Consider the following 23,435-nt stretch of genomic DNA (forward strand, 5'->3'; position numbering starts at 1 on the left):
TCAGTGTGCGGTGATCAATCGTTCGAAGTGTTCCGCGCTCAGCTCGCCGCGGGTGATTTGCCGATACAGCCGGTCGTCGAACGCCGGGGCCGATGCCCCCTGCACCGGACCGTCAGGCGTATCGCGGTCGAACACGTAGCCCGGCAGAGGCAGCCGCTGGCCACGGGCAAACAGCGCCTGCAAGTCCAGCCGGGCGCCCTGGCAATAAGCCGCGGCCTGCTCGGAAAGCGAGCCCGACGCCATGTCGCTGCCATCCGCATCGACCCCTTCCGGCGCGGATCGCCAGCACCCGTCCAGCGGCTCTGCCCTATGCGCGGCCCGCAAGCGTTCCGCCAATTGGACGGGATCATCCAGCACCAGGGCGAGGCGATGGGCCATGTGGCATTCCCTCTGCGCCAGGCTGAAGGCGAGATCGCCCAGGTCCGGGATATTCCCGGCTTCCACCATCGCCTCCAGGCGCTGCAGGTATCTCAGGAGGCTGGATCGGCTGGCCGCGGAGAACACCAGCAGATACGGACCGCCCGAACGGGCTGCGAGGACGGCGGGGGCAGGCGCCTCCTCGACCACCAGGCTGGCGTAGCTCCCCCCGGCGCCGAACGAGTTGATCAGGCACCGACGAGGCTCGCCCGTGGTCGGCTCCGGCCAGGGTGCGGCGCGATCCTGCAGGCGGAAGGCACTGCCCTCCAGTCGGATGTGCGGGTTGAGCGGTTCGGCGTTGATGGTGGGCGACAGTTGCCGGTGGCGCAGTTGCAGCAGCACCTTGGTCAATTGCGAGATGCCCGAGGCTGCCTCCAGGTGGCCGATGTTCGACTTGACCGTCCCCAGCACGCACTGTCCCAGGCGATCGTTGCCGAACACCTTCTTCAGCGCCGCCACCTCGATGGGATCGCCCAGTTCCGAGCCGTTGGCCGCCGCCTCCACGCAATCGATCTGCGCCGGCGTCAGGCGGGCCCGCTGGAGCGCCGCGGCGATGAGGGCGGCCTGCTGCCGGGTATCCGGGGCCGAATACATCAGCCGGCCGCCGCCATGGTTGGCGCTGGAGCCCTTGATCACGCCCAGGACCCGGTCACCATCGGCCAGGGCCGCGGTCAGCGGCTTGAGCAGCACCGCGCCGGCACCCTCGCCCGGGATCATCCCGTCGCCCTGCCCCAGGGCCCGGCTGAGATCGCTGCTGCCCAGGTACTGCGCCAGCCGCAGGGTCTCGTACTTGGAGGGGTCGAGGATCAGGTTCACGCCGCCGGCCAGGGCCATGGCGCAGTCCCGCTGGAGCAGGCTCTGACAGGCCAGGTGAATCGCCGTCATCGAACTGGAGCAGGCCGAATTGACCGCCAGGCTGGGACCGCGCAAGTCGAAGCAGTGGGAAATCCGGTTGGGAATCTGCCAGTCGGTGACGTTCGACTTGATGGCGGCCCGTTCCAGGCTGCGCTCGGCCCAGGGGGACTGGTGGTACATCGAGCCGATGAACACGCCGACCCCCGCGCCCTCGCGCGCCTGCAGCCGGCCCAGGGCCTCGCGGCTGTAGCCGGCATCCTCGAAGGTGCGCCAGCTCACTTCCAGCATCTGCCTCAACTCGGGGGAGAGGTTCGCCGCCTGCTCCTCGTCAAGACCGAACAGCCGGTGGTCGAAGCCTGTCACCTCATCCAGGAAGCCCCCGAAATAGCGCGCCTGGGCCCAGCGTTCGCTTCCGGTCAAGGATGCGGCCCAGCGCTGGCTCGGCGCCTCGCCAATGCAATTGCGCCCGGCCTGAAGGTTGTCCCAGAACTGTTCGAGTTCGGTCGCCCGGGGATAGCGCCCGGCTACCCCGATGATGGCGATATCGCTGTCCACCGTCCGTAACGGCGTAGGCGCAGGCGCGTGCGTCGTCGCGGGGGGCACGGGTGCCTCGTGCGGGGTGGACGCGGCGACGGCAGGCCCATGGCGGGCCGCCCGCAGGGGCGCTTCGAGCGACACCGGTGCCTTCGCCGCAAACGTTGGCGTTGGCGATGCGGCCCGGTCGAACTGCCGGGCGAGCGCGGAACGGTGCTCGCTCACCAGGTAATCGGTGAGCTGATCGATGGTGTTGTAGTCGAACAGGATCGTGCGCGACAGCTCGCCCACGGTCTGCTCCAGGCGCTGGATCAGGCTGATCTGCAGGATCGAGTCGATTCCGTAGCGATCGAACCCCACGTGCCCTTGCAGCCGTTCGATGGGCAGGTTCACCAGGGCCGACAGCGTTTCGGTGACCATCCGGCGACACTGCTCCGTCAGGTCGGCATCGTGTTCGGGCTCCACCGGGTGCACAGCCGACGCCCCCTCCGGCGCCTTTACCGGCGGCAGTGGCACGGGGAACGCGCCTTGATCCTGCCGCGGGGCCAGCGAGCGGCGCCACGTGCCATCGCTGGCGGCCACCACGATCTGCTGGCCCAGGGCATGGCTGTCGGCCAGGGGGAAGGCCACGTCCACGAACCCTTCGGCCTGCAACAGCTGCAGCCAGCGTTCCGGGTAAACCCCTGGCCCTCCTTCCATGCGCAGCACTTCGTCGTCGTACAGCCACCAGCCCTCCAGCAGGCCGAACGTCAGGTGGGTGAACAGCGAAGGCCGGCTGATCTCATTGAGCAGCAGCAAACCGCCGCGACCCAAGGTGGCCTTGGCATTGCGCAGGGTCTGGCGCAAGTCCGGCGTGGCATGCAGAACGTTGGTGGCGATCACCAGGTCGTAGGCGCCCTGTTCGATGCCCTGCTCGGTGGCGGGACGGCTCACGTCGAAACGTGCAGTACGCAGGTAGGGCGCGGCGGCGGCGAATCGCTGCCGCGCATGCTGGAGGAAGGCCTGGGAGATATCCGTGAAGCAGTATTCGGTGATGCGGTCGTGCCATGGGGCCATGGCCTCGATCAGGCCAGCCGTGGTGCCGCCGGTGCCCGCGCCGATCTCCAGGATGCGCAGGGGCCGGTCGCTGCCGGTGTGCTGCAGCACGGCCAGCACCAGGGCGCACACGGCCGCATTGAAGTGATCGGAGACCCGGTTGTGCTTGTAGACGCCTTCCACCGCGTCCATGGAGCCGCCAGGAAACATCACGTCGGTGGCTTGCCGCTCGCCGCGGAGGATCGCCGGCAACGCCGCGATGCAGGCATCCACCAGCCGGACCTGGGCGCGTACGTCGTCGTCTTGGTCCCAGGCGTCCCGCGCCTGGGACCAGGCGGCCGCGGCAGCCGCCTCGTCCGGAATCGGTGCCCGGGGATGGCCTTCGCGATCGATCAAGCCTGCCAGGGACAGGCGTCGCAGGCTCTCGCGCAACCAGCGGCGATAGAACGGCCTGGCCGCCAGGGCAGTCGCCATCACGGGGTTGGCGGCGATCCGCTGTTCGGTCAACGGGCCCTCGTTCGCCAGCGCGCCGAGGCAGGCGAAGACCCGCGCCAGCAGCAGACGATCCAGCGTTTCGGCCCCTTCGGGAGGCGCCGGCCTTGGCAACCCGGCCACCACGTCCGACCAGGTGGGGTACGCCCGGGATTCGCCCGGGCCGCACACCAGGGCCTGCGTGGCGTCGATGCCGGCGATGGCCTGGGGCTCGAGCAGCTTCACCAGGCCCGCCTGGCCCAGAGGCAAGGCGAGCAACCACTCGAGGGACGCCATGCCCTCCTCCGGCTCGATGGAGCCCATGCCGGCTTCGGTCATGCGTGCCCGGTGGCCAGGGTTCGCCACGACGCCGACGCTGCCCCAGTAGCCCCAGTTGATCACGTTCACCCGGCAGGGCCAGCAACGGCCGAGGCGTTCGGCGAGGGCATCGGCGAAGGTACAGCCGGCGGCGTAGTTGCCCTGGCCGGCCGCACGGCTGAAGGCGACCATGGACGAGAAGAACAGCACCCGGTCCAGTTCCGGATTGTGCGCAGGGTCGAACACCCGGGCCAGGGCCAGGCTGGTGGCGCGCTTGGCGTCCAGGCCGGCACGGAACCGCGCCTCGTCCATCTGTGCCAGGCGCGCGTCATCCAGCACCAGGGCGGAGTGCACAACCCCGTTGACCGGGCCGAAGTCGTCGAGCACCTGTCGCCGGGCCCGAGCCAGCTGCTCGTCATCGGCCGCGTCGGCCTGGACGTAGACAGGTGCCGGCGCCCCGCTCCGACGACCGAAGGCGGCGAGCGATTCCAGCCGGGCAGCAATGCCATCGTCGAGGGGCCGTCGCCCCAGCCAGACGACCTGGGCCCGATAGTGCGCCATCAGGTGGCGGGTCCACACCTCGCCGATCCCGCCCGCACCCCCGATCACCAGGTACACGCCGCCTTCGCGATAGGGCATGGCGTCGACTGCCGCTGACGGCGAGTCCGCCAGGGGCAGCAGGCGCTGCTGGAACCATTCGCCCCCGCGCCAGGCCAGGCATTCGCCCGGCAACGCCTGCAGGGGCAGCGCGGTGGGCAGCGGCTGGGTATCGGCTGGCAGGTCGATGGTCTCGACCCGCCAGCTCTCGTGCTCCCGTGCCAGCGAGCCCAGCAGCCCGTGGCAGGCGGCCTGCTCTGCCGAGGGCCCGCCGTCCGCCAGCACCCCGACGCTGGCGGTGAGGATCGCCTGGAGATGCAGCGCGTCTCCGGCATGCCGCTGGATCACCACCTTGACCAGCCTGAACAGCGACACTACGAGCGGCTCGCCCTGGGCGGGTGCGGTCCAGGGTTCCGCCGAGGCGGGGGGCGCCACCCAGATCAGGCGCTGGTACGGCGCGCAGGCCGCCAACTGGGTGGCGATGCCGTCCTGGGTGGATGCCAGTGCCGGGAGGAATTCGATTTCCGGGTGAAGCTCGGCGAGCCAGCCCCGGTGTTCGGCGCCAGCCCCGATGACCAGGGTCGAGAGCCCCTCGGGTCGCGCCAGCGTGGCGGCGAGCGGCGACCAGCGCGGCGCCAGCAGGGTCAGCCCGGCGGGCAAGTGTGCATCGGTCGGGTCTGCCCGGAACTCATCCCGGTCGCCCGCCAGGGGGCGTGAGCTGAAGCCGCGCAACGCCACGGCCACCCGTCCCTGTTCGTCACACAGCTCGATGTCGACTCGCTGGACAGAGCGGTCCGGGCTGCGGCGCTCGGCTCGAATGAGCGCCCACATGACCGGCTGGCAGGCACCGAAGGCTTCCAGCCGTTCCAGCGCGAAGGGCAGCCGGGTGTCTCCCGGCTCGTCGCCGTGGCGCAGCAACAGGCCGACGGACGCCTGCACCGCCGAATCCAGCATGCCCGGGTGCAGCAGCCAGTCGCTACCGAAAGTCGCAGGGGCCAGGGCCAGCCGCGCCAGTACATGGTCTTCCCCCAGCCACAGTCGCTCGACACCCCGATGGGCGGGCCCGTAGTGGATGCCCAAGCCCTCGAACACGTCATACAGTTCGGCGGCGTCCAGGCTCCGTAGCCAGGGGCCCTCGCTCAGGGCGGCCAGGTCCAGGACGGGTGCCACCCGGTCGACGACAATCTCTGCCCGCCCCTTGCAGTGCTCAACCGCTCCGGAGGCGTCGTCGGAGGAAAACCGGAAATCCACCGCCTGCTGTTCCAGGCTCAGCTCGAGGTGCAGCTCACGGCCCTCTGCTTCCACGACGTGGGGCGTCAACCAGACCACGTTACGCAGGCACAACGTGCCGCGGGCCAGAACCTGCGGGTCCCAGGAACGGGCGATCGCCGCGCGGGCCATTTCCAGGTAGGTGACTCCCGGCAGGATCTTGCGGTTTCCCACCTGGTGGTCGACGAACCAGCTTTCCGTGCCCAGCCAGCGGCTGCTGAAACGCTGCTGGTAGAAATCCGAGGTGTTGCGCTCCAGCAACGGATGCAGCCAGGCAGGCCTCGTGGCAACCGCCGGACGCGCGCCCGCCAGGTCCGTGACCCAGTAGCGGTCCTCGGCAAAGGGGTAGCCCGGCAGGCTCAGGCGTTGCCGGACGCCGTCGCGATGGAACGCGCGCCAGTCGATCTCCAGGCCCTGGCACCAGAGGGCCAGCAGCTTGCTGTACTTGCGCTTGTCGATCCAGGCGGCCAGGGCGGACGCCATGTCCTCGTCCTGGCGGAACAGCGCCAGCGCAGCGGGATCGCCGTCACGGCGCCCCTGGTAGGTCGCCTCGCCCTCCTCCGCGAACGCGACGAGCTGACGCTGCAGATCGTCCAGGGAGTCGCTCAGCAACGCGACCCGCTCGTCCATCGCATCCCGGCCCACCTGCAGGGTGAACGCCAGGTCGTCCAGATAACGCTCCGGGTCGGCCTGGGCCTCGGCAGGCCGGTCGGCCAGGAAGGCACCGAGGCGCCGAGCCTGGACGCGCAGCCGCTCCGCCGTCTTCGCCGACAACGGGAACGCCCGCAACCCGGGGTGGGCGGCTTCCGTACCGCGTGCCACCGGCTGATATTCCTCCAGCAGGATGTGAGCGTTGGCGCCGCCGAAGCCGAAGGAACTGACACCGGCCCGACGCGGCAACGCGTTGCCTTCGCGGTCCTGGGGGGCCGGCCACGGGCGGCTCTGCTGCACGATATAGAACGGGCTGTGCTCCAGCTCGATGTAGGGATTGAGCTGCTCGCAGTGCAGGCTCTTGAACAGCGTGCGGTGCTTGAGCTGCAGCAGCACCTTGATCACGCCCGCGACACCCGCGGCCAGTTCCAGGTGACCGACGTTGGATTTCACCGAACCCACGCCGCAGTAACCCTGCCCCGGATCTTCCAGGCCCTGCTCCTGCGCCAGCTCGCGGAACGCCATCTTCAGGCCGTTGATCTCGATGGGGTCGCCCAGTTCGGTACCGGTGCCGTGGGCCTCCACGTAGCCCACGCTGCGGGGGTCTACGCCGGCCTGGCGGTAGGCTGCCTTCAGCAGGTCGGCCTGGGCCCTGGGGTTCGGCGCGGTGAGGGAGTTGGCCTTGCCGCCGTGGTTTTCCACGGTGCTGCGGATCACCCCGTAGATATGGTCGCCGTCGGCTTCCGCCTGGCGTCGCGTCTTCAGTACCAGCATGCCGACGCCTTCGCCCCGCGCATACCCGTTGGCCTGGGCGGAAAAAGTCTTGCTGCGCCCATCCAGGGCCAGCATGCCGGCCTTGCTGAAGCTGATCTGCGCTTCGGGGGCGATGAGGGTGTTGACGCCTCCGACGATGGCCATCCGGCAGTCGCCGCCGCGCATGGCCTGGACCGCCCGGTGAATCGCCACCAGGGACGAGGAGCAGGCGGTCTCCACCGGTTCGCTGGGTCCGTGCAGGTCGAGCAGGAAGCTCATGCGGTTGGGCCCCACCGAAGGCACCATGGCCGTGGCGCTGTAGCCCTCGATGGGTACGCCGGTCTTGGCGATCAGGCTGCTGTAACCGGTCACGCCAGTGCCGATGAACACCCCGGTATCGCTGCCCGCCAGGTCGGCGGTCGCGTAGCCGGCATCCTCGATGGCCAGCCAGGCGTAGGTCATCAGCAGGCGCTGCTGCGGGTCCATCAGTTGCGCTTCCCGCGGCGAGATGCCGAAAAACAGCGGGTCGAAATGGTCGACGCCGCGAATGAAGCCGCCCCATTTCACGTTGGTCTTGTCGGCCTCGCGGTGAGGGTCGCCGTAGTACGCACGCCAGTTCCATCGGTCGCCGGGCACTTCGCTTATGCAGTCACGACCGTCACGCAGGTTGTGGAAGAACTGCTCCACGTCGTCGGCCATGGGAAAGCGACCACTGACGCCGATCACCACGATGTCGTCGTCTCCGGAGGCGGACCCGACCGGCTCGTGCCCAGCGCGGCTCCGCCGCTCCACGAGGGCGGAAGGCGTCGTGCTCGTGGATGACGACCGGTCGGCGACAGGCGCAGCCATCGGTTTCGTGGCCGCGACCCGGGCGGGGGTGACCAAGGTGCCGAGCGCCTCACCATGCTCGCGCGCCAGGTAGCCCGAGAACCGGGCGATGGTGGGGTGCTCGAAGAAGATGGTCGGGGCGAGGTTCAGCCGCCATTGTTGCTTCAGGGTGTTCGCCAGCGTGGTCAGGCTGATGGAGTCGAAGCCGTACTGGCTGAATTCGGCATCCGCACGGATGTCTTCCGCGGGAATCTTCATCTGCCGCGCCACCAGTTCGGTGAGACGACGACGCAGCGTATCCTCGTCCGGCGCGTCCGCGGCCGGCGCCTCGATCCGGGCAGGCTCCGGACGCGAGGGCGTGAAAGCAGACCGCTCCGCGGGGCTGGTGTCGCACACCAGCGCGGTGAGCGGCGCGGCATGGCCGTGCATCACCAGCACCTGTGGCAACCCCAAGGCGATGCATTGGCGCAAGGCATGGACGCCGGCATTGGTGGGCATCGGCAGCATGCCGGTAGCGTCGGCCATGCGCTGGGCGGTCGCCTCGTCCACCCTCATGCCGCCCTCCTTCCACAACGGCCAGTCGATGGCCAGGCTGTGGCCACTGCGCCGCCCCTCCGCCACCAGCCGTTGGCGATAGGCGGCGTAACGATCCAGAAACGCGTTGGCGGCGGCGTAGTCCGCCTGCCCGGCGTTGCCGACCACCCCCGTGCCCGAGGCGAAGAAGATCAGGAAGTCGAGAGGCAGCTCCGCCGTGGCCAGGTCCAGGTTGCGGGCACCGGCCACCTTGGCCGCCATGACCTGCTCCAGGTCGTCGTCGCGCTTGTTGGGAAGCAGGCTGTCGCGGATCGCCCCGGCGCAGTGCAGCACGCCATCGAGGCGGCCATGCTGCGCCAGGACCTGGGCCACCAGCGTGTCCACCGCTGCGCGCTCGCTCACATCCACCTGCCGGTACTCGACGCATGCCCGGCCGCCGCCCAGATCATCGAGGGCCTGGGAATCCCCGGGCGAGCGGCCGGTGAGGACCAGGGTGGCGTCGTCGGCACCCGCTGCGATGGCCCGGGCGAACACCTGTCCCAGTCCGCCCAGTCCGCCGGTGATGAGGTAGACGCCGCGTGCCTTCCACGGCGCGGCGATGGCCAGGTCCATGGCCGGGCAGAGTTGCCAGCGCAGGACCTGGCGTCGCCCTTCCCGGTAGCGGATCTCCACGTCGCCCTGCGCCGCATCGCCCTCCAGCCGCCGGGCCAGTGACCCGGGTTCGTCCATCACGATCACCTGGCCATGGATGCCCGGTGCCTCCTGGCGCAGGCTGCGCAGCATTGCCGACAGGCCGCTCACCAGGCGCTGGCCCCGGGGGTCGAGCACCACCAGTTGCAATAGGCGTCGCCCTCCCTGGGACGCCAGGGGGCGGAGGCGCTGGAGCAGCGCCAAGGCAGTGTGGCGATAGTCCTCGGCCGGGTCGTCCTCGGGCGCATCCAGGGACACCCACCGGCAACCGGGGTCGCGTTGACGCAGATCGGCGGTGGTGCGCTCGTCGAAGCCGCTCAGCAGCACGATGCGCTTGTCGAAGCCGACAGCCTCCCCGGGGACCGACGCCTCGTCGCGCCAGCCCGGCTGGAACAGCAGGGTACGCGCCGGCACCGGCGCACCCGAGGCTTCACCGTCCGCTTGCCCCAGCACCCGGGAGGTGAAGCCCTGCAAGGCGACGCAGAGCCGGCCCTCGGCATCGAACAGTTCGATATCCAGCCGCTGCAGGCTGGCGTCGGTCGGCTGGTCGGGACGGGGCGCCGCATAGCCGACCCGCGCCCACATCCGTTCATGGCAACGGTTCCAGATGCGCAGGTGCTCCAGCGCGAATGGCAGGGTCGGTCGGCTCGAGGGCGGCAGGCCGCTCCGCTCGCTTTCCGCCAGCACCACATCGGCGCCCAGGCTGAGACCGATGGCCGCCTGCAACGCCGAGTCCATCAGCGACGGATGCAGGTAATAGTCGGCCAGGCTGCAGTGCTGGCAGTCCGGCAGGGCGATTTCCGCCAATACCTCGCCGTGCCCCAGGCCCACCCCCTGCAACCCCTGATAGAACGGGCCGTGCTCGAAGGTCATGGTCCGGTAGGCCGCGTAGCACTGCGCCGCGCTCAGACGGCCCCGGGCGGTACGTGCCTGCAGGGCAGCCAGGTCCACCCGGGGCTGGGTCGCCTCGTCGAAACTGGCCAGCCCCTGACTGTGGAGGACGGCATCGTCACCGGCCTGGCCGGTGGGGTCCAGGGCGCGGCTGCTGATCTCGAACCGGATGCGTCCGTCCTCGTCCGGGCTCAGGCTCACCTCCACCTGGCGCGGCGTCTCATCGATCACCAAGGGTCGAAGCCAGACCACGTTGCTGAAGGACGGCTGCCGCCCGCCCGCGTGCCCCTGTGCAGCCAGCGCCACCGCGGCCCGCGCCATCTCCAGGTGGCCGACACCGGGGAAAATCCGCTGGCCGCCCACCTGGTGCTGCCGGAGGACGGCCTCTTCGCCGTCGAATATCGTACGGAACCGGATGCCTTGCAGGTCCGAGGCGTTGTGCCCGAGAAACGGATGCAGGCGTGCCGGCGCATGTTCCCCGGCCTGTTCGAAGTCGCCGCCCGCGGTGCCGCGCAGGGCCGGCGGAATCCAGAAGCCCTGGCGGGCGAACGGATAGACCGGGGCATGGACACGCCGCGCGCCCGGGTAGTGCTGGCGGTTGAAGGCGCTCCAGTCGACCTGACCGCCCACGACCCAACGCTCCGCCAGCCGTTGCAGGTCCTCGACCTGTGCCGTGGCCGGCAGTGCGACCGGGGTGTCCACCCCGGGCTGCGCCTCGTCCTGCCAGACCCGGGCAGACGGGCGCCCTTCCAGCCAGTCGACCAGGTGCTGCGCCAGTTCCGCGGGGGTGGCGGCCAGCACCGCCAGTCGATGGGCCAGGGCCGGCCTCGCGACCTGCAGGGTGTGCACGAGGTCGAGCGGTCGCAGCGAGCCTTCGCCCAGCGCATCGCGCACCTGGCCGGCATAGCGGCGCAGGCTTTCCAGGGTCCGCGCCGACAGCGTCAGCAAGAGCGGACAGGACGGCTCCGCCTCGTGCGCAAGGGGCGCTTCCACCGCTTCGCGCAGCACCAGGTGCACGTTGGTGCCGCTGTGGCCGAAGGAATTCAGCGCCGCCATCAGCGGCTCGCCGTCAGCGGCGGACCAGTCCCGCGGTTCGCGGTCGATGTGGAACGCGGAGCCGGCCAGCTCGATACGCGGGTTCAGGGCTTCGTAATGCAGCAACCCCGGTAGCCGCCGGTGTTTCATCGACAGCAGCACCTTGATCAGGCTGACCACGCCGGCAGCGGCCGACGCGTGGCCGATATGCGCCTTGGCGCTGCCCAGGGCGCAATAGCCGGTATCCGGGGTGAAGCCACGGAATGCCCGGGCCAGGGCGTTGACCTCCACCGGGTCGCCCAGGGGCGTGCCGGTGCCGTGGGCTTCGACGTAGCCGATCCGCCGCGGGTCAATGCCAAAGCGCCGGTAGACCTCGCCGATCAGCCGCTCCTGGGCTTGCCCGCTGGGGGCGGTGATGCCGTTGCTGGCGCCGTCCTGGTTCATCCCCGAGGCGCAGATCACGCCATGGATGGGGTCGCCATCGGCCAGAGCGTCCGGCAGTCGCTTGAGGACCAGCATGCCGACCGCTTCTGACAATACGATGCCGTCGCTGCGCTGGTCGAAGGTGTGGCAGCGGCCACTGGGCGACAGCATGTCCATCTGCGCCAGGCTGACCAGGCTACGCTCGCCCAGGGAGGCGAACACACCGCCGGCCAGAGCCATGTCCGCCTCGCGGGTACGCAGGCTTTCACAGGCCAGGTGGATCGCCACCGCCGACGAGGAACAACCGGTGTTGACCACCAGCGCCGGGCCCTTGAAGTCGAGGACGTATGCCAGCCGCGAAGCGATGATGGCGTCCGACGCACCGATGAAGGTCTCGTGGAAGTAGCCGGTGGGCTCGGCGCCCACATAGAGGCCCACCGCCCGGTTGCGCAGGCTCCTGGGGTCATAGCCCGCGTCTTCCAGGGCCTTCCAGCCTTCCTGGAGGATCAGCCGCTGGTGCGGGTTCATGGACTCCGCTTCGCGGGGCGAGATGTTGAAGAACAGCGGATCGAAATCATCCCGATGCTCCAGCGTGCCGCCCCACTTGCAATAGGTCTTCCCCGGCTGGCGTTCGGGCGAATAGCGGCGGCGATCCAGGTAGCGCTCGCCCAGTTCGGCGACACCGTCCAGCCCCTGCTCGAGGTTGCGCCAGAAGCCTGCCACGCTGTCGGCCCCGGGAAACTGGCCAGCCATGCCGATCACCGCGATCTCCAAGTGCGCCTGATCGTCCTTCGCCGTTGGAACACGGGCCGCGTCGGCCTTCAGTCGAGCCAATTGCTGCCGGGCGTCGGCCTCGCTGATCAGGCCTTGCTGGAGCTGGGCGAGGATGGAGTGGAATGCGAGGCTGCTCATGGCTGGGGGTTCTCGGCAAGGGCTTGCGGGGAAGGCGGGGCGTCCTGGCCGACCAGGTCCAGCAGGGCGTCGATCGACAGCTCGCCGGACAGGAAAAGGTCTTCCAGTCGTGGGGAAAACGGAGCGGATGCGGGCGCCTGGGAGGCACGGCCCGGAGGCTCCGGCGCGAGGCCAGCCGTCGGCTCGTCCTCGACCAGGGTCGCAAGGTAGGCCGATAACGCCAGCACGCTGGAGTACTCGAACAGCAGTGCGGTACTCAGCTCCAGCCCCAGGGCATTGCCCAGGCGGTCGACGAAACTCGCGCCGAGGATGGAATCCAGGCCGTAGTCGAAGAACGGTTGCTGGGGGTCGATTCGCGTGGCGTCCAGTTGCAGCGCCTGGGCCAGTTCCTGCCGCACCCGGGCCGCGATGGCCGCGTGGTGGTCCCCGGCGGCGACCGCCGTGGATGGCGTGTGGATGGCCATTGCGCCACCTTCCAGGCGAGCGGTTTCCGCCGGGTAGCGCTGGGCCAGGTAGTCCACCAGCGTCTCCAGGCTCGGGTAGTCGAACAACAGCGCGGTGTTGAGCTCCACGCCCAGCGCTTCGCCGAGGCGGTTGACGAAACTCACCCCGAGGATCGAGTCGATCCCGTAGTCGGCGAACGGCTGCACCGCGTCGATGCGCGTCGGCTCCAGTTGCAGGGTGGTGGCCAACCCGTCCAGGGCCAGGGCGGTCAACGCCCGTCGACCGCCTTCCTGACCAACCGGAGCGACCGGGGCGGGACGGGGACTGGCTGCCGGAGCTGTCGCGGCCGACGGCCGTGTACCGCTCGGCCCCCCGGCGCTGCTCCGGGCGATCACGATCTGCTGGCCCAGGCCATGGGCGCATGCCGCCGGGAAGCGGACATCCCGGAAACCGACCTCGCCCAGCACCCGGCTCCAGCTCTCGGGGTAAAGGGCCGGTGTGCCCGGGATGCGCAATTCCGGGTCTTCGTACAGCCACCAGCCCTTGAGCAGGCCGAAGGTGAGGTGAGAGAACAGCGACCGGTCACTGATCTCATTCATCACCAGCAGGCCGTCGGGGCGTAGCAACGAACGCACGTTCGCCAGGGTGCGCTGCATGCGGCCGGTGGCGTGCAGCACGTTGGCGGCGATCACGATGTCGTAGCCGCCAGGCTCCACCCCCTGCTCCGCGGGCGCGCGCTCGACGTTCAGTAGGTGATAGGTCAGGAACGAGTTGCCCGGGCCGAAGGTTTTCTCGGCGTACATCAGGAATGCCTTGGACAGGTCGGTGTAGCAGTACTCGGCGATGTGGTCGCGCCAGGGCTGCAGCGCGGGAAGCACCCGTGCGGTCGTGCCACCGGTTCCCGCGCCGATCTCCAGCAGGCGTATGCGCCGCCCGGGCGCCTGCGCCCGCAGCGTTTCCACCTGCTGCTGCACCACGCCCGCCACGACCTGGTTGAAGTAGTCGGACAGCGGGTTGTCCCGGTACACGCCTTCGACCTTTTCCATGGACGAGCGCGGGAACATCACCTCGGTGGCTTGCACCCGACCGGCCAGTATCGCCGGCAACTGCTCCAGGCAGGCCTCCACCAGCTCCACCTGGGCCCTGCGTGAGGGAACGCCTTTCAGCGCGTCGGCAAGGCGCTGCCAGCGCGCTGCCAGGTCCGGCGCCACCGGCGCCTCGACGCCGACCTGCTCGCCCCGCCGCTGTAGCAGGCCCTGCTGCTGCAGCAGGTCGAGCACGGTGGTCCACCAGCGCGCATAGGGCTCGGCGATGCCGGCCTGGCCACGCAGGACCTCCGGGTCCTCGAAATGCCCCGGCTGCGTGAACAGGCCCATTCGATGCAGGTGGACCAGGGTCATGCCCGCCATCGCCGCATCGAAGGGATGCGGATCGTGGTCCGCCAGCAACGGGGCGGCGGCCTCGCGGTAGCGGGCGAACGGGTCCCCGGCCATCGCCGGCCTCACCTCACCCGCCATCACCGGCTGCGGCTGCAGGTGCATCAACTGTTGCACCGGTGCCGAGGCGTCCATGCAGATCGCCTGGTTCAGCCGGCCCTGCACCAGGGCGTCGGCAAAGCGCGCGAAGCACGCGAAACCGGCCCGATCCTCCAAGGCACCGGCATGGCGACTCATGGGTTGCGCCGAGGGGTCCGCCGCCTGTTGCTCGGTCAGCGAGGACAACCAGAACCCCCAGTTGATTGCGCCCACCGGGAAGCGGGCACGCCCCTGCAGGCTGCGCACCAGGCTGTCGGCGAACGTGATCCCGGCGGCGTAGGCGCCCAGGCGGGCCGCGCCGGAAAACGCGAAGCTCTGGGCCGAGGAGAAGTAGCACATGAACGCCAGTGGCTCGTCGGCGAAGGCGCGGTAGAACGCCACGGCGCCGCGGCTCTTCACGTCGAGGATCGACCGGAAGCGTGGCTCGGGCATCCGCGTGAGGGAGTCCTCCGCATCGAAGACCACCCCGGAAAAGATCGCGCCGTGGATGCGGCCATGACGCGCCCGGATGATGGCCACGGCGTCCGTCAGTGCGGCCGGGTCGTTGGCATCGGCCTGGAGGTAGTCCAGCTGGCTGGCCTCCACCGCGGCGCCGGCGCTCGCCAGGCAGGCCTGACGCCGCTGGCGGACCCCGTCATCATCGGCCGGCCGCCTTCCCAGCCAGACCACCCGAGCCCGATGGTCGGCCATCAGGTAGCGGCTGACGATGCCACCCACCGTGCCGCTGCCCCCCAGGATCACGTAGAGACCTCCCGGTTGCAGGGCCGGCGAACCGGTCCCGGGCCCGGAATGGGCGTGGGCCCAGTTCAGGCGGAAAATGCGCTGGCGATAGCGCCGGCCGTCGCGCAGGCACAGCGCCTCGCCCCGGGGCAGCCCACGCTCTCCCCGCACCTGGCCCATGAGCCGCGGCAGGCGCTGCGGGTCCGCCAGCTCCCGGCTGGACACGTCGAGCGTGCGGACCCGGAAGCGGTGCTCGCCCTGGGCGATGGCGTAAGCCATGCCAGTGAGGCCACCGCCGAAGGCGCTGGCCGGGGTACCCCCGACGTCGAAGGCGTCCTGGCTGACGATGTAGCAGTCGATCGCCTGGGGGTGACCGTGCTGCTTGAGCCAAGTGACGACCCGCAGCAGCAGCAATTCGTTGTATGCCGGGCTGTCGAGCAAGGCGCTCCAGTCGTCCGCCTCGCCGGTGCTGGCGATGAAGTACAGGCAATCCACTGGCGGCTGTTCAGCCAGGCAACGTTCCAGCGCCTGGGCATCGCCTACGTCCAGGGACCAGCGGTGCAGGCCCTGCACGGCAGTCCGGGTACCGGGCTCCAGGCGAATCACCCGGCCGCCGCGGTCGGCGAAGGCCGCGCTGTCGAGGTAGGTGCGCGCAAGGTGCTCGGCGGCCGTTGCCTGGGGGGCACCGGCGACGATCAGCACGCAGCGGTGTTCGTCGATCCGGGCCTCGTTGGGCGCTGCCTCGTGTTCCCAGCGCGCCAGGTAACTCAGCCGGTCGCTGTCGATGGTTTTTTCAGGTCGCTGCGACGCGCTGGTGGCCTCCGCCTGGCTCGATGTGGGTGTAACCGGGTCGCGGCCCGGCAGCCAGTAGGTTTCACGGGCGAAGGGATAGGTCGGTGCACTGACCCGGAAGGGCTGCGGACCGGGTCGTGCGGCGTGCAGCTGCGCCCAGTCCACGGCTGCGCCATCGACCCAGCGCTGCAGCAGGTGCTCTGCGTCGTCCCCGACCACCTGCTCGTCTTTCGGCAGGCCCTGGCTGCGATACACGCCGTCGGCACCCGGCACGTCATCAAGGAATGCGCGCAGGCAGGCGGCCAACGTGGCGGGCGATCGCGCGGCCAGCCCGAGCCGGACGCTCAACGCCTCACGCCCGGTCTGCAGGGTATAGGCCAGGTTCGCCAGATCCGCGCCGGACATGTCCGGGCGGGCCTCCACGTGGGCCAGCAGCGCTTCGGCATAGGCACGCAGGCGCGTCTCGTCGCGGGCCGACAGCGGGATCAGCTCGACCTGCCCGCCGACGGGCAGGTCGCGGTATTCCCGCTGTTCCTGGAGTATCACGTGGGCATTGGCGCCCCCGGCGCCGAAGGACGATACGCCGGCGATGCGCGGCGCGCCCTCGACGGGCCGCCAATCGGCCAGGGTCCGCTGCAGGCGGAACGGCGTGGTTTCCAGCGCCAGGTTGGGGTTGAGGGTTTCGGCGTTCAGGCTGGGAACCAGTTGCCCGTGCCGGAACTGGAGGATGACCTTGGTCACCCCGGCGATGCCGGCCGCCGCTTCCAGGTGGCCGATGCTGGCCTTCACCGACCCCAGGGCGCAGTGGCCGGTCTCCACCCCGTCTGCAGCGAACGCCTGGCTCAAGCCACTCACCTCGATGGGATCGCCCAGCTCGGTGCCGGTGCCATGGGCCTCGATGTAGCTCACCTGATTCGCGCTCAGACCGGCCTGGGCCAGGGCGAGCCGGATCACGTCGGCCTGGGCCCGGGGGCTCGGAACCGTGTATCCGTGGGTACGTCCGCCATGGTTGACCGCGGCGGCACGAATCACCGCATGGATGTTGTCGCGATCCCGCAGCGCCCGGGACAGCGGCTTCAGCACCACCACGCCGACCCCTTCGCCGGGCACGAAGCCATTGCCACCCTCGCCGAAGCTGCGGCAACGGCCGTCACGGGAAAGCATCTGGCCGGCACACAACTCCACGTAGTTGGAGGGGTGGAGGTACAGGTTGACCCCACCGGCGAAGGCCATCTGGCATTCGCCACGCCGCAGGCTGTCGCAGGCCCGGTGCAGCGCCGAGAGCGAGGACGAGCACATGGTGTCCACCGGTTCGCTCGGACCGTTGAGGTTCAGCAGGTAGGAGACCCGGTTGGCGGTGGACGCGAACGACGTGCGGGGGAAGACCAGGTGGCCCTGCTCCCGCAGCGCCGGACCATAGAGGCTGTAACCGGTCTTGGTGATGCCGGCGAAAACCCCGACCTGCCCCTGGAAGCGCTCCGCCAGGTCGGCCCGGGTGAGGCCGGCGTCTTCCAGGGCATGCCAGCACGCCTGGAGGAACAGCCGCTCCTGGGGATCGAGGTTGACCGCCTCGCGGGGGGACATGGCGAAGAACAACGGATCGAACTCGGCGAACCCGTCGACGAAGCCGCCCCACTTGCTGTAGCTGCGACCGTCCCTCAGGGCTTCCTGCACCGAATCCACGAAGAACCCCTGCAACGGCCAGCGTACGGGCGGGATTTCGGTGATGCTGTCGCGCCCGTCACGCAGGTTGCGCCAGTAATCATCCAGCGTGGCGGCCTGGGGATAGCGGCCACTGAGGCCGATCACCGCAATGGGCTCGGCTTCGCCAGGCGCCACAGGAGGAAGGGTTTCGTCCTGGGCCGCCGCTGTGCCGGCTTCCGGGCAGTTGGCCGCTGGCGTCGGGGCAAGGCCGCACCACAGCAGGCAAGCCTGCGCGTGGCGATCCACCAGGTACCCGGCGAGCCGATCCAGGGTGTGATACTCGAAGAACACCGTCTTCGATACCTGGCGCTGCTCCGGCGACAGCGGGGCCAGGGTGGAGAACGCATCGTCCAGCGCCTTGTTGAGGCGCGTAATCATGATGGAGTCGATGCCGTATTGCTCCAGTGGCGCATCCGGCTCCACCCGCTCCGCAGGCAGCTTGGTCACCGCGCAGAACACCGCCGTGAGCCGGGCCCGGGTGGCGCTGAGCAGCGCTTCGCGATCCACCAGTGCGCCGTCCGCCCGTTCCATGGCGAAGGCAGACGGGGCCGCCTCCCCGCCGGTCTCGCGGAAAAGACCGCGGATACGGGTCAGGTCACCCTCGATCACCAGCAGCCGTTCCAGGCCGGCCTGCAGGCCACGCTGCAACGCATGGATGCCCTGCTCCGCCTGCAGCGGGACCATGCCGGTCTGGCGCTGGACATCGGCCTGCCGGGCGTCGTCGATGCGCATGCCGCCATCGCGCCAGAACGGGTAGTTGATCGACAGGGTATGGCCGAACCGCTGCCCTTGGGCGACCTGGCGGTTGCGCAGCCTGGCGAAGTGATCCATGAAGGCATTGGCCGCCGCATAGTCGGCCTGGCCCGGGCTGCCCAGCACCGCCGAGCAGGAGGAGAACAGCACGAAGAAATCTAGGTGCAGGTTGCGGCAGGCCCGGTCCAGCAGTTCGGTGCCGATCACCTTGGCGGCAAAGACCTCCACCAGGTCCTGGGGCGTCTTGCGGACCAGCGAGCGGTCCCGGTTGACGCCCGCGCAATGCAGCACGCCCTGCAGGCCGCCATGGCGCAGGCGAACCTCGGCGACGAACCGCTCCAGCGCCTGCGCGTCGGTCAGGTCGACCTGGGCATAGTCCACTCGCGCACCCAGGTTGCGCAGTGCCTGCAGGCGTGCGACCTGTCCGTCGTCCAGGGCCGACCGTCCGATCAGCAGCAGGGTCGCCTCGCGACAGCCCTCGGCGATGGCCCGGGCGAAGAGCAGGCCCAGGCCCCCGGCGCCTCCGGTGATCAGGTAGACACCGCCCTCCTTCCAACCGGTCTTCGCCGCCAGGGCGTCCGCGGGGGCCGCGTCGTCGGCCAACTCCTGCCACTGCAGTTCCTGGTGCTCGCCTGAGGCCAGCTGGCGCTGCAAGCGCGAGCGCCCCGCCGGTACGGTTTCGGCGAGGCTCGCCTGGAGCGACGTCAGCAGAGCGACCGGCAGCGGGCCGGGGTTTTCCACCTCCAGCAGCAGGCAGCGGGCGCTCAGGCCGGGGTGTTCCAGGCACGCGGTTTTCAGCAGGCCATCGAGGCCGGCCAGCAGCGTGTCGTCCGGCGTGCGCTGTGCCACCAGCAGGTCGATCCGCGCGCGCTCGCCAAGGGTCTGTACCTCACGCAGCAAGGCCAGGGCCAGGGCCTGGTAGCGCGCCGCCGGGGTGTCGGCGTCGGAGACCAGCCGCTGCCAGCGGTCGGCCGCGACCCGGGCCTCTACCTGGTCGGCCTGGACGGTATCGAACCCCACCAGGAACACCACGTGGGGGATCACCGCGTCCTCCGGCACGACGCCGTCCAGGGGTTCCTGCCAGACCGGCCGCGCCAGGAACAGACCGTTGGCGACCAGGGGCGACTGGCTGGGCGTCACAGCCTGAGTCGCAGCCGGCGTGCCCATGGCGGGACGGGATGCCTGGTCGATCCAGTAACGCTCCCGGGCGAACGGGTAGCTGGGCAGGTGCAGGCGCCTTCCACTCCCATCGGGCCAGAGGGCGGCCCAGTCCAGCGACGCGCCGCCGGTCCAGTCCCGGGCCAGCCGGCCCGCTTCATCGTCAGGCCAAGCGGGCGTCTCGCCGCTCGCCAGGGCAGCCAGTTGGGTCTGCAGATCCTGCAGGCTGCTCACCACCAGCGCGCCACGGACCCGCCAGGGTTCCCGGGCGACCTGCAGGGTGAAGGCCAGGTCGCCGAGAAGCGTCTCGGCGGGCATGGCCTGGCGGTCCAGCCAGGCCGCCAGCGACCGGGCGGTATCGCGCAGGGCGTCGGCGGTTTTCGCCGACAGGGGCACCACATGCGCGGCGGGGGACGACGCAGGCTGGCGCCCAGCTGCGGGGAGCCCCGGGTAGTCACCGATCACCAGGTGGGCGTTGGTACCGCTATGGCCGAAGGAGTTCAGGGCGGCCAGGCGCCGAGCGCCCGCGATCGGCGGCCACTCCAGGGGCTCGCGGTTGATGAGAAACGGCGACCCCTCCAGTTCGATCAGCGGGTTGAGCTGCTGGAAACCGGGCATGGCGGGCAGCCGACGGTGCACCAGCGAGAGCAGCACCTTGATCAGCCCGATCACCCCGGCGCCCGCCGCGGCATGGCCGAGGTTGGCCTTGGCGCTGCCCAGCACGCAGTAGCCCTGGGCATCGGTGAAGGCGCGGAAGGCGCGGATCAGCGCGTGGGCTTCCACTGGGTCGCCCAACCGGGTACCGGTACCGTGGGCCTCGACATAGCTGATCTGCGCCGCATCGATGGCGAAGCGCCGGTACGTTTCGCGGATCAGCTGTTCCTGGGCGTCGCCGTTGGGCGCGGTGATGCCATTGCTGGCACCGTCCTGGTTGACGCCCGAGGCTTCGATGACCCCGTAGATCGGATCGCCGTCGGCCTCGGCCTCCTCCAGGCGCTTGAGCACCACCATGCCCACGCCTTCGGAAATCACCGTGCCATCCGCCGCTGCGTCGAAGGTGTGGCACTGGCCGCTGGGACTGAGCATGTCGATGGCCGACAGGCTGACCAGCCCACGCTGGTCCAGCAGCGCATGGACGCCACCCGCCAGGGCCAGGCGCGTTTCACCGTGGCGCAGGCTCTCGCAGGCCTGGTGAAGGGCCACGCCGGACGAGGAGCAGCCGGTGTTGACCACCATGGCCGGCCCCCGCAGGTCGAGGAAATAGGACAGCCGCGAGGCGACGATGGCTTCCGAGCCCCCGGTGAAGGACTCGTGGTGGTACCCACCGGGCTCCGCGCCGACATACACCCCGACGGCCTGGCCGGCCAGCGTCATGGGGTTGTAGCCGGCGTCTTCCAGTGCCTTCCAGCTTTCCTGAAGCACCAGTCGCTGGTGCGGCGTCATGGATTCCGCTTCGTGGGGGGTGAGGCTGAAGAACAGCGGATCGAAGCAATCGCGATCCGCCAGGATGCCCGCCCGATTGCAATAGCTGGTACCGGGCCGCCGATCCGGGCTGTAGGCCGCCGGGTCGAGATAGGTGGGAGGCAGCGTTTCCACGCTGGTGCGGCCGGCCACTAGGTTGTCCCACAGGGCGTGCACGTCGGCCGCCCCCGGGAACTGACCGGCCATGCCGATCACGGCGATGCGAACGCCGGCGCTTCGATCCGACGATGTGTCGCGGCGGGCCGGCTGGGGAACGCCACCCAGCGCGGCGGCCATTACAGCACTGATGCCCGGGGATGTCGGTGCCGGTGCCGGTGCCGCGGACGCGGCGCTCCGCGGAGCCTGGATCTGCGCCCCATGGGCGGCCAGCAGGTGGTCGCGCAGGCGCGCGACGCTCGCATGTTCGAAGAGGACCGCGCTGTTGAGCCGGACGCCCAACTGCGCACCCAGCCGCTTGACGAAGCCCACGCCGAGGATGGAATCCACGCCATAGTCAGAGAACGGCGTACGCAGGTCGATGCTCTCCGGTTCGGCTTTCAGTGTCTCCGCCAGGCATTCGACGATGAGGCGCTGCAAGCGCTCGGCGGCGGCTTCATCCGGTTGGTCGGGCATGCGGGTCTCCGGCTCCCTGGAGGATGCCACCGGCTGGGCCGGCGGCATCGAGGTCAATATCGGCAGCACGCCATCGCTATAGGCGGTGATGACCTGCTGCCCCAGGCCGGCATCGTGTGCCAGGTCCGTTTCCACCTGGGTGAAGCCGGTGCTCCACAGCAGGTGCGTCCAGCGTTCTTCGTCCAGCAGCGGCGAACCGGGAATGCGCAGCTGCGGGTCTTCGTACAGCCACCACCCGTCCAGCAGGCCGAAAGTCACGGTCGACGCGGTGGTCTTGCGGTTCAGCTCGTTCAGCGCCAGCAGACCGCCTCCGCGCAGCATTCCCTTGACGTTGGCCAGGGTCTGGCGCAAGTCGGCAGTGGCATGCAGCACGTTGGTGGCGACCACCACGTCGTAGCGACCGATGGCCGGATCGGTCGCGTCCAGCGGCCGGCTGACATCCAGGATCCGGGTGGTGAAATAAGGGCGGCCCCCGCCGGGGCGGCCCTCGCCCGGGTGGCCCTCGCCGAAACGGCGTTCGCCATGCTGCAGGAACGCCTGTGACAGGTCGCTGTAGCCGTATTCCTCCAGGTGACCGGCCAGGGGCGCGAGGGCCTCCAGCAGAATCTCGGTGGTGCCGCCGGTGCCGGCGCCAACCTCCAGGAGACGCAGGGGGCGCTCCGGTTCGGCGGCCAGCCGGTGGCGAACATGCTCCACCACCCGGGACGCCAGCCGGCGATTGAAGAAGTCCGACAGGGTGTTACGCGCGTAGACGCCCTCCACCTTGTCCGGGGTTCCTTCGGGAAACAGCACGTCGGTGGCGTGTACGTGACCGGTGAGAATCTGCGGTAACTGGCGCAGGCACTCGTCCACCAGGGCCACCTGGACGCGCCGGTCGGCATCCTCGCGGTAGCCCGCGCACTCCTGCTCCCACGCGCTCCAGATCGCCGGGTGGCGGCTCTCGTCGATATCCACGGCGAGACCGTAGTCCGTCCCGTGCCGCGTCAGACAGCCCTGCTCCACCAGGATGGCCAGGCATTCGTCCCACCAGCGGCGGTAACGCTCTGCGATGCCCGCCCGCATCCGCCAGGTTTCGGCATCCCTCGGGGTCGGCTCCCGGAAGAGGCCCAGGGTCTGCAACTGGACCAGCAGCAGCACGGCGATGGACTGGTCGAGCCGGTGCGAGTCGAAGCACCCGCGCAGCCGAGCCCGTTCCTCGGCGCCCAGCCCGGCCTGCTGCGACGGCCTCGCGGGCGTCGCCCCAGGTGGAGCCAGCCGGTAACGCTGTCCATCCGATACGCCCATCAGCTGGCGCACCTCAGGCGAGGCCTTCAGGCACAACAGGCGTGGCAGCCCACCGCGGACCAGTTGATCGACGAAGCGACCGAAGCAATCGAAACCGGCCTCGTCGCTCAGGGCATCCATGTGCCGACTGACCGCCTGACGCTGCAGCGCGGCCTGCCAGAATCCCCAGTTGATCACTCCGACAGGAAACCCCGCCATGGGCCGGATCGCCTCGGCGAAGGCGTCGGCGAAGGTGATGCCACAGGCATAGGCCGACAGTTTCGCCGCACCGGAGAAGGCGAACCCCTGGCCCGACGAGAAATAGCAGAGGAAGTCCAGGCGCTGCTCGGCCAGGGCGCGGTAGAAGTTGATGCTGCCCCGGCTCTTGACCTCGAGGATCTGCCGGAACTGCGCCTCCGAGGTGTGTGGGATAGCGTTCTCGAAGTCGAAGACCATGCCGGAGAACAGGGCACCGTCTATGCGCCCATGGCGGGCCCGCACCTCAGCCACGGCGCGCTGCAGCTGCGCCAGATCCGTCGCGTCGGCCTGCAGGTAGTCGACCTGCCCGCGCAGCGTGGTGGCCGCGAGGTGCTGGCGCAGGGTGGCATCGTCGGCCGGGGTGCGGCCGAGCCAGATCACCCGGGCGTCGAAGCGCTCCACCAGGCAACGGCTGACCACCCGGCCGATGACACCGGCCCCGCCCAGGATCAGGTAGACGCCCTGGCGCTTCAAACCGTGGCCGCCTCCCGTGCCTCCGGG

The 23,435-nt window shown here is 69.8% G+C and carries 2 protein-coding genes (1 of these 2 only partly in view); both read right to left on the bottom strand.

The annotated features are described in order from the left end of the window. Nucleotides 1-12,213 (bottom strand): SDR family NAD(P)-dependent oxidoreductase, encoded by a 12,213-nt coding sequence (locus FM069_RS01545; protein WP_143486425.1) that lies wholly within the window; start codon nucleotides 12,211-12,213, stop codon nucleotides 1-3. After that, nucleotides 12,210-23,435, bottom strand: partial view of an SDR family NAD(P)-dependent oxidoreductase gene (locus FM069_RS01550; protein WP_143486427.1) — the 3' portion only. 4,035 nt of this gene lie beyond the right edge of the window; 11,226 of the gene's 15,261 nt are visible here — the last part of the coding sequence; its start codon lies beyond the right edge, outside the window; the stop codon is at nucleotides 12,210-12,212. The genes FM069_RS01545 and FM069_RS01550 overlap by 4 nt, the downstream gene beginning before the upstream one ends.

Source organism: Pseudomonas mangiferae (assembly GCF_007109405.1).
Lineage (GTDB): Bacteria > Pseudomonadota > Gammaproteobacteria > Pseudomonadales > Pseudomonadaceae > Pseudomonas_T > Pseudomonas_T mangiferae.